Origin of the sequence: uncultured Faecalicoccus sp. (genome assembly GCF_944325745.1) — a bacterium.
Lineage (GTDB): Bacteria > Bacillota_I > Bacilli_A > Erysipelotrichales > Erysipelotrichaceae > Faecalicoccus.
On sequence record NZ_CALVBG010000103.1, the window covers coordinates 1 to 2,869 of the forward strand.

The window sequence follows — 2,869 nt, forward strand, 5'->3', positions numbered from 1 at the left end:
AAGCAAAAGAAAAGAATGAAAAGGATTACACTACAGATTCTTGGAAGGATTTACAAGATGCTTTAGAGGCTGCAGAAAAGGTTAATAAAGATCCTGATGCAACTGTGGATGAGGTTCAAAGAGCTGAAGATGATTTAGAAAAGGCTCTTGAAGGATTAAAGGAAATTGAAACTATTTCTCTTGTTCCAGAAGAAGATCTGACTGGATATACAGGTGGAACGAACTTGAATGAAACAAGTGGATTCCCGAATATGCGTTATACATTCAATCTTCCTGAAGGCGTAGATCCATCTGAAAAAATCAAGCTGTATTATAAAACGAGTGATGGTAAAGAGGGCAGTACGACTGTAGGTGATTATCCAGAAGAAGAAACAGAAGGAATTTCATTGCTTGCGGAAGGTGAAGACGCTAATACAACAGAACCTGTTCTGATTCCAGAGCTAGAACCATCTTACAAATTAAATGGAGAAGAAGTTACAGAAGACGGAGAAGCTGGTGTTTACTCCTTCGAAGTTAAAAACGATGAAGATCTGTATGCAGAAATTGATGGAAAACGCTATAAGGTCAATGTAGAAGATGCAGAGACAACCGTTACGATTCGTTATGTTTCTGATCCAGAAGGAATGGCAGAAACAGGTACTGATTATATCAATGCAGTTGAAAACGAAGATCCTTCTGCAGAAGTATCTGAAGTAACGGCAGTCGTTGATCCAAATACAACCTATCTGACTAACGATAAACCGGATATCGCGGTTATGAATGAAGATGCGGTTGGCTTGTTAGTGGATGAGCTGTTGAGTGATGATGATGGATTTGATCGTGAAAAAGCGATGTTGGAGAAACTGAATGGTTTCTTAGATGAAAAAGATTTGCAGACAGTATCTGAAGGAAACTATGATTTCATGTATCTTGATCTGGTCAATACGGTAGATGGAAATGCTTGGGTATCTTCGACAAGGGGTACCGATATCTACTTGCCATATCCGGAAGGAACCAATGAAGAGACTGAATTTACTGTGGTTCACTTCCCAGGATTGCATCGTGAATATGGATTTGAAGGAGAAGCCCAAGTTAGTGTGGCCATTGAAAAATGCCAGCCAGAAACCATGGCAATTGAAAAAACAGACAAGGGTATCAAATTCCATGTCGATCAGAGTGGATTCTCGCCATTTGCCCTTACCTGGTCAAATCCAACTAAAGAATTTGATGTATCTTATGCATTTAAATCTGAAGATGGACGTGTATTGCCACAAGAAGTAAACGCTTTGTTGCCGGCAGCCCAAAAAGCTGCAGAAGGCAGTACGGTGACTCCAGCCGCTTTGACAGCGACAACCGTTACGACCCATGAAGGCGTATGGACTTTCAAAGGTTGGGATCAACAATCTGTCACTGTAAGTCAATCGGTAGTCTTTACGGGAACATGGAGCTTTACGGCGAATCCAAGTGAAAAACCAGTCTTTGATTTAAGCGACGTGAATACGACATTGGAACAAGGATCGAAATTTGATCCAATGGCAGGCGTACACGCCACCGATGCCCAAGGAAATGATATTACGGCTTCAATCAAAGTGGTTTCGAACAATGTCGATACAAGTAAACCAGGAAAATATACGGTAACGTATGAAGTGACAGACCAATATGGAAACACTTCTCAAGTAACTGTAGAATTTACTGTAAAGGCAAAAGAAACAAGCGGCTCAGAAACTGTAACAAAAGACGACCTGAAAGACCTGATTGATCAGGCGGACAAACTGGATCCAGATCAATATACAAAAGATTCTTGGGATGCATTAGAAAAAGCATTAGAAGAAGCGAAGAAAGTATATAAAGATTCTTCCGCTACGGCTGAAGAGATCAATTCCGCTTACAACGCTTTGAATAAGGCGATGAAGGGCTTGAAGAAAGTCAGCGAAAAAGGTGACGACGCCGATACAGCGGCTCAATTGAATGCAGCACTCTATGGTGGAATCGCTATTGTGGCGTTGGGTGCCATGTTGATTTGTGTTCGTAAACGTTCGAAAAAGTCATAGTTCATACTTTGACTTCTAGGGGAGGCTAGCCTCCCCTTTTTCTCTGGATAAAGATATGATAGAATCGAATCAGCGAGGAGGCAGTAAATCATGGAACAATATAAACAAGAATTTGTCGATTTTATGTTAGAAAGCAAAGTGCTGAAATTTGGAGACTTTACTTTAAAATCAGGAAGAAAGAGTCCTTTCTTTATGAATGCCGGCGGGTATGTGACCGGATATCAGTTAAAGAAATTAGGAGAATATTATGCCCATGCGATCGTCAACACGTATGGAAAAGATTTTGACGTTTTATTTGGGCCGGCATATAAAGGAATTCCTTTAGCGGTCGTCACTTCGATTGCGTTATATGAACTATATGGCATGGAAGTTCGTTATTGTTCGGACCGAAAAGAAGAAAAAGATCATGGCGCCGATAAAGGAAGCTTCTTAGGATCAAAATTACAAGACGGAGATCGAGTGGTCATGATCGAAGACGTGACGACATCGGGTAAATCAATGGAAGAAACCGTACCAAAAGTACGCGGGGCAGCCCATGTTGAAATCGTGGGACTGATGGTTTCTTTGAATCGAAACGAAAAAGGAAAAGGGAACAAGACGGCTTTAACGGAAGTGAGTGAATTGTATGGATTCCCGACAGCGGCCATTGTTTCAATGCCGGAGGTTGTGGAATACCTAGAATCTAAGAATGCACTGGATCCAAAGATCAAAACACGAATCGATGCGTATTACGCTGAATATGGAGCTACCGAATAGGAGCTCCTTTTTTATGTAAAATCTTGATAAAATATGAACGATTATGAATAAAACTGATTGAATATGAATGATTTGTGTGCTAT

The 2,869-nt window shown here is 40.7% G+C and carries 2 protein-coding genes; both read left to right on the plus strand.

The window, feature by feature from the left end:
* On the plus strand, positions 1-2,030 hold a 2,030-nt coding region (locus tag Q0J48_RS07035; protein WP_296242778.1), incomplete at its 5' end, for an SHIRT domain-containing protein.
* Positions 2,031-2,120: 90 nt separating this feature from the next.
* Positions 2,121-2,786 (plus strand): orotate phosphoribosyltransferase, encoded by a 666-nt coding sequence (pyrE, locus tag Q0J48_RS07040; RefSeq protein WP_183374042.1) that lies wholly within the window; start codon positions 2,121-2,123, stop codon positions 2,784-2,786.
* The last annotated feature ends 83 nt before the right edge of the window (positions 2,787-2,869 follow it).